4 protein-coding genes are annotated in these 7,002 nt (G+C 57.4%); all 4 read left to right on the top strand.

The features are described 5' to 3' along the window. A partial coding sequence (brxF, locus tag IE095_RS18020; RefSeq protein WP_189413652.1) for a BREX-3 system P-loop-containing protein BrxF occupies positions 1-414 on the top strand: 414 nt, incomplete at its 5' end. 12 nt (positions 415-426) lie between these two features. Next, complete coding sequence (locus IE095_RS18015) at positions 427-4,158, top strand: DUF6079 family protein (RefSeq protein WP_229804941.1); 3,732 nt, start codon at positions 427-429, stop codon at positions 4,156-4,158. Between the two features lie 128 nt (positions 4,159-4,286). Continuing rightward, positions 4,287-5,513, top strand: a complete 1,227-nt coding sequence (locus tag IE095_RS18010; RefSeq protein ID WP_189413649.1) for a hypothetical protein — start codon at positions 4,287-4,289, stop codon at positions 5,511-5,513. Positions 5,514-5,524: 11 nt separating this feature from the next. Continuing rightward, entirely contained in the window at positions 5,525-6,967 is a 1,443-nt protein-coding gene (locus IE095_RS18005) for a DNA methyltransferase (RefSeq protein WP_189413646.1), read from the top strand. Positions 6,968-7,002 lie beyond the last annotated feature (35 nt).

Genomic DNA, 7,002 nt, shown 5'->3' with positions numbered 1-7,002 from the left:
TCAGAGGTGGGTCAAATCTCGATGGAAAACCCGGGTCACTTCTCAGTGGAAATCAACAGTCAGCTATCAGATCGCATGAAGATACCAGTTTTGAACGCCGGTCTTGCCCTCGGAAGGGATTTGTTGGGTCTTCCACGGACTCGCCGACACCTGCAGGTTTCAGAGCTGTGCAAGAACTTGGCAGATACGGTGGCCGGTCATGGTCTGCTCTTGGTCGACAACATTGAGCTCCTGTTTGACAGAGCACTCCGGGTCAGCCCGCTCGATGTCTTGAGGGCTCAGGCCCGTGTCCGGCCAGTGGTTGCGGCTTGGCCGGGCGAGCTGCGCGAGAACCGCCTGTCCTACGCCGTGTCGGGCCATCCAGAACATCAGGATCATAGCCCCGACGGCACAATCCTATTTGAAGTACGTTGAGAGGAAACGGGTATGCCCATGCATTATGGCGATCTCATTCAGTTCGAGCAGATCGAGTCTGTCATTCAGCTTCTCGATGCCAACCGGCCTGAAGAAGCTAGGAAGCTGATTTCTACCTACGTCATTTCTGACGACATGGCCGAACGCATCGCGAACCAGATGATCCCACAGCTCTCGTTTGACGAGAGCGTGGATCACAAGGGCGTTCTGGTCGTCGGCAATTACGGGACTGGTAAGTCTCACCTAATGTCCGTGCTGTCGCTCGTGGCAGAAGATGCGGCTTATATGGATATGATCCGGCATCCGAAGGTGGCCGCAGCAGCCATCGCGATTGCGGGCAAGTTCAAGGTGCACCGGATCGAGGTGTCCAGCCAGATGTCTCTCCGGGACATCATTACCCAGCAACTCGAGAGGTTCCTCGAAAGGCACGGGGTGACCTACGCCTTTCCGCCAGCTGACAAGGTGGTCAACAACAAAGCCTCTTTTGAGGAGATGATGGCCGCGTTCTCAGAGAAGCATCCGGACCATGGCGTTCTTCTCGTGGTCGACGAGTTCCTCGAATACCTGCGATCCCGCCGTGACCATGACCTTGTGCTCGACCTGTCGTTCCTGCGTGAGATTGGCGAGGTCACGAAGCATCTCCGCTTCCGTTTCGTCGCGGGCGTTCAGGAGGCAATCTTCGACAGCGGCCGCTTCCAGCATGTCTCAGACAGCCTACGGCGCGTCAAGGACCGCTTCACGCAGGTGCTTCTCGCGCGCCAGGATGTCAGCTTCGTTGTTGCCGAGCGGCTGCTCAAGAAGACTGCAGACCAGCAAGACAAGATCCGTACCTACCTGACACCCTTTGCCAAGTTCTACGGGTCCATGAACGAGCGCATGGACGAATATGTTCGGCTTTTCCCGGTGCACCCGGATTACATCGGGACATTCGAACGGCTCGTCTTCACGGAAAAGCGCGGTGCGCTGGTCACCTTGCGGGACCAGATCCAGGCTGTTCTGAAGGATGAAGTGCCTCGGGATCGGCCGGGGCTCATTGGCTATGACAAGTTTTGGGAGACGGTCGTTTCCAATGGTGTGCTGAAAGCCGATCCGAATATCGGTCCGGTTCTGAAGGTGTCCGAGGTGCTGTCGGAGCGCGTTCGCAAAGCGTTCACGCGGCCACAATACCGACCCATGGCGCTGAGGATTATCGATGGTCTGGCTGTCCACCGTCTGACAACGGGTGGCGACATCTATGTCCCTGTTGGTCCCACAGCCGAGGAGTTGCGCGATACGCTTTGCCTCTACCAGCCTGGTATCGAAGACATGGGCGGCGATCCTGATGCCGATCTGCTTTCGCTTGTCCAGACCGTCTTGCGAGAAACAATCCGGACCGTCAATGGACAGTTCATCTCCAAGGCTGCGGACACCGAGCAGTACTTCCTCGACCTCAAAAAGGACGTGGACTACGACGCGCAGGTCGAGAAACGCGCGGACGCGCTATCCAATGACGCCCTGGATCGCGCCTATTACAGTGCCATCCGACAGCTTATGGAGCGGACTGACGAGACGTCCTACGTGACAGGGCACCAGATCTGGCAGTACCAGATCGAGTGGCAGGATCGCCGCGTTGAGCGCAATGGCTACTTGTTCTTCGGTGCCCCAAACGACCGACCGACGGCGCAGCCGGAGCGGGATTTCTACATCTACTTCATCCAGCCCTTTGAGCCGCCGCGCTTCCGCGACGACCAAAAAGCAGATGAGGTGTTCTTCCGGCTGAAGAACCCCGATGATGCTTTCCGGCGCCATTTGTCTTTCTACGCAGCGGCGCAGGACCTGGCCTCAACTGCCAGCGGTGGAGCGAAGTCAGTCTATCTCGACAAGGCCAAGGATGCTCTGCGCGACATGAGCAAGTGGCTGCAAGAAAAGCAGATGTCGGCCTTTGAGGTGACCTATCAGGGTAAGTCCAAGGCGCTACAGGAGTGGACCAAGGGTGTCTCTCTGCGCGAAAAAGCGCGTCTTGGCCCGGAAGAGCGGATCAATTTCCGCGACGTCGTGAACGTCATCTCCGGTCTCGCGCTGAACAACCAGTTTGCCGAGATTGCGCCTGAATATCCGACGTTTTCTGCGCTCGTCACCGAGGCGAACCGGAAGCAGCTTGTCGGCAACGCGCTACGCGCACTCGCAGGAGGAAACCGAACCAAAGACGCGGTGGTTATCCTCGACGGCATCGAGATGCTGGACGGAGACCGCATCGAACCCACACGGTCCCGCTATGCGCAGGACATCTTGGCTCGCCTGAAGGCCAAAGGGCATGGCCAAGTGCTCAATCGTGGTGAGCTGGTCAGCGGAGATACCGACGTTGAGTTTTTCGCGCCGATCAAGTTTCGCCTGGAGCCCGATCTGCTGGTCACCGTTCTGGGCGGGCTGGTCTATGCCGGCGATGTCGTGCTAGCGATAACCGGCGACAAGATCGATTCCGGCAAGATCACGCTCCTCGCGGAAAGGCCGCTCGACGAGCTGAAGCAGTTCAAGCATGTCGAGACGCCGAGAGAAATCAACGTCGCGGTCCTCCGCTCACTGTTCGAAATGTTGGGCTTGCCGCCCGGGCTCGCTCAGCAGGCAACGCAGGGCTCGGACGAGCCTGTCAAGTTGCTCCAGGAGGAGGTCGGGAAGCTGACGCGGCGCGTGCTCAGCGCAGCCACGGACATGCCTGGTCGGCTGAGTTTCTGGGGTCAGCCGCTGCTCCGGGAAGAAGAGATCCGGGACTGGCGCACCAAACTTGATGCGCTCAAGGCCTTCTCGGAGAGCTTGGCGCCCTACAACACGGTCGGCAAGCTCAAGAACCTTCGCATCGGCTCGGACGATATCGCGGCCCAGAAAAAGAACCTCGAGGTTCTGCAAGCGGTCGACGGCATGCTGGAGTTGGTGGCCGAGCTTGGCACCACGGCCAGCTATCTGTCACAAGCCGAAATGGTTCTGTCGGCAGATCATGCCTGGGTGCGACAAGCGCAGGAGGCTCGTAAACAGGCCCTCGACAAGCTCGCGACAGATAGGACCGCGCAGCATGCGGCAGAGTACCGGCAGATGCTGGCCAAGCTGAAGAAGGATTATATTACGGCCTATGTCGGGCTGCACAGTAAAGCGCGCCTCGGGGTCTCGGAAGACAAGACGAAAACCGCGCTGCGCAAGGATCCGCGGCTCATCGCCATGCGTGCGTTGACTGGCGTCTCCTTGATGCCGACCAGCCAGCTGACGACCTTCGAGGAGAAGCTGGACAAACTGAAGAGCTGCGCATCGCTCGTGGAATCTGAGCTTTCGGCCAGTCCCGTCTGCCCGCACTGCGGCTTCCGCCCGGCGAACGAACAAGGCGAGCTGCTTCCGGCTGCTAACGTCCTGAAACAGCTCAATGACGAACTCGACAGGCTGTTCGACGGCTGGACGCAGACCCTGCTCGACAACCTCGACGACCTGATCATCCAGGAGAACTTCGATCTCCTGAAGCCTGCCGCCCGCAGCCTCGTCGATGGGTTCATCTCGTCCAAGAGCCTGCCTGATCCGGTGACGCTTGAGTTTGTTGCGGCAGTTCAGGAGGCCCTGTCTGGGCTTGAAAAGATCAACGTCAGCAGCTCGGACATCAGACAGGCACTCCTGAAAGGCGGTTCCCCGGCAACACCCGAGGACCTGCGCAAGCGCTTCGAGTCCTTCTTGAACGACCGCTGCAAGGGCAAGGACACCACCAAGCTGCGCTTCGTGGTGGAGTGATGTCCATGTCCATCCAAGCTGTCACAGACATTGATGTTCTCGCGCTAGCGGTTCGGGACCGGGAGTCTCGTCGACTGGTCGAGGAAGCGATCACTGCATATCGCGGAGGAGCTCTCCGCTCAGCAATCATGTCCGTGTGGATCGCGGTCGTGCACGATGTGTTCTCCAAGGCTCGGGAGCTGGCTAGTCAGGGAGACGCGGCTTCCATTGCGTTCATTGGAAAGCTCGACAATGCGATCGAGTACAAGAACATCGTGCAGATGCAGGCACTGGAGCGTGAGCTACTCGATACGGCCAAGGACGATCTGCAGCTCGTCACACCGCATGAGTTTGAAACGCTCCGGCGGATCCAAGAAGATCGCCACCTTTGCGCCCACCCGGCATTCATCACCGAGGATGAGCTATTTCAACCGTCTCCTGACCTCGTCAGATCGCATCTTGTTCACGCTCTACAGTGCTTGCTGGTTCACGCGCCGCTTCAAGGAAAGAGCGCACTCAATCGCTTTAAGGCAGACGTCCTCAGTCCATCGTTTCCGTCGACCGAGGGCAGCATCAGGACCTTCGTATCGGCCAAATACCTGAACCGCTCCAAAGATGCCTTGGTGGCGAACCTGATCAAGGTTCTGCTCAAGGCGCCATTCCTAGAAGGTGAAGAGGAACTGCTCAGAAAGAAGCGCCAACTTGCATGGACGCTCAGCGAAGTCGCCGCAAAGAAGACGCGTATCTTTGAAGAGATCGCCCACCCGTTTGTTGGTCAGTTCTTTGACGGCGTAGGTGATGGTCGGCTTCTGAACATCTGCACCTTCATCGGAGCCGAGCCGCAGCTTTGGGGCTGGCTAACCGATCCCGTCAAGCTGCGTCTCGTACGCCTCATCGAGCAGTGTTCGATCGAGGGCTTGAAGGAACATCTGGTCTTCGATGCGTTCGCGATTCCTGAGTTGGCCGACACGCTGTTGGCAAAGTTCACGAGCTTCGCGGCGCCCGAGCGCATACAGCTCTTGTCCGACAATCCCTGCCGGGAGTTCGTGCCGTTCGGTATCGACATCTACGCAACCGCCGGCAGCTATCGCGATGCAGAGAAGCTTGGGCAGACGGTCGTGATCCCGCTCGCTCCGCATTTTGGGGCAGATGACATAGCCCGTTTGCTCGATGCGGTGCTAGGCAACAGTCAGATTTCCTACGCTTCAGGGACGGCGGATGTCCTGCTGGAGGTCTTCAAGCTCGCTTCAGCGGCCTTTCCGGCATCGCGAGACCATTGGCAACGCTTTGTCGACGAGATGACCGCTCAGCATGGTGGCAAAAACGACACGCCGTACTCTTACCCCAACATTCGCGCGAAGCTAGACGCCGCGTAAAGGTGACCCCGATGAATGACCTTCTGAGCCCAAAATCCGGCACGAACCAGCCAAGCGAAGTGGAATGCCTCGGCATGACCTTCCAGAGCGAGGATGATCGGCGAGAGCACTTCTTGGCGCTGCTGGCTGAGAAGCTTAAGGATTCTGCCTTCCGGGCTCAGGAAGGGTTTCCCAAAGGAACCGACGAGGCGATCCTCGCGATGTCGGATCCGCCCTACTACACCGCTTGTCCGAACCCTTGGCTGGCGGAGTTCGTGACGCATTATGGGCGGCCCTACGATCCAGCCGAGAAGTATGCGCGCGAGCCGATGGCGATTGATGTGTCCGAAGGGAAGACCGACCCGATCTACAAGGCGCATTCCTACCATACCAAGGTGCCACACCTGGCCATCGTGCCGTCGATCCTTCACTACACGGAACCAGGAGACGTTGTACTGGATGGCTTCTCTGGCTCTGGGATGACCGGTGTTGCGGCGCAGTGGTGTGGCTCAGCGCCCGCAGTCTATCGACAAAAGCTGGAAATGGAGTGGAAGAAGGCAGGCATGTCACCCCCAAAATGGGGCGCACGGCGAGCTGTGCTGAACGACCTTTCTCCAGCCGCAACGTTTATCAGTGCCAACTACAACCTTCCCTTTGATGTCGATGCCTTTGCCAAGGCGGGAAAACAACTACTGCGCGACGTTGAGCGCGAGATCGGTTGGATGTACGAGACGCTGCATTCTGACGGCAAGACGAAGGGCAGGATTGAGTTCACTGTTTGGAGTGAGATCTTCACCTGTCCGGAGTGTGCCGGCGAAGTGAACTTCATTGATGAAGCCTTGGACGAAGACAATCGGACCCGCGACTCCTTTCCTTGTCCGCACTGTGGAGCAAATCTGAACAAGGATAGGCTTGATCGCGTTATGGAAACGCGCATCGATCCAGCGACGAACACCCCATGGCAAAAGGTCAAATTCAAGCCATCATTTATAACCTACTCAATTGGTGCCAAAAAGTATCAGAAGCAGCTTGATCAGCATGATCTTGACGTTCTTGCAAAAGTCGAGAGGCTTTCGCTGCCTTCACATATGCCAACTGTTCGATTCCCAATCGAACAGATGTATCATGGCTCACGAATAGCCCCGAAGGGCTTTTCAAATGTCCATCATTTTTTCTTGCCGCGTGCGGCTCAGTCGATGAGCCTTCTTTGGGAGAAGGCGCAGAATTGGCCTGACCATCGGACGAGAGGAATTTTGCTGTTCATGGTAGAGCAGTCTATTTGGGGCTTCTCTGTACTAAATCGCTATAGCCCATCTCATTTTTCTCAAGTAAATCGCGCGCTGAATGGCGTCTATTATGTTGCGTCGCAGCATGCCGAGTGTAGCCCGTGGTACAATTTGACTGGGAAACTCGATCGGCTAGAGAAAGCCTTCCGCGGATATCGGACAGGAGTGTTGATTTCCACTGAGAAGTGACCCGGGTTTTCCATCGAGATTTGACCCACCTCTGA

The organism is Neogemmobacter tilapiae (assembly GCF_014652215.1).
Lineage (GTDB): Bacteria > Pseudomonadota > Alphaproteobacteria > Rhodobacterales > Rhodobacteraceae > Neogemmobacter > Neogemmobacter tilapiae.
The sequence above is the reverse complement of the archived record's forward strand: the minus strand, read 5'-3'. Positions and strand labels throughout refer to the sequence as shown.

Bases quoted from the DNA above. Each gene is read 5' to 3' on its own strand.
- IE095_RS18015 (WP_229804941.1), top strand. From the start codon at position 427: ATGCCCATGCATTATGGCGATCTCATTCAGTTCGAGCAGATCGAGTCT.
- IE095_RS18010 (WP_189413649.1), top strand. From the start codon at position 4,287: ATGTCCGTGTGGATCGCGGTCGTGCACGATGTGTTCTCCAAGGCTCGG.
- IE095_RS18005 (WP_189413646.1), top strand. From the start codon at position 5,525: ATGAATGACCTTCTGAGCCCAAAATCCGGCACGAACCAGCCAAGCGAA.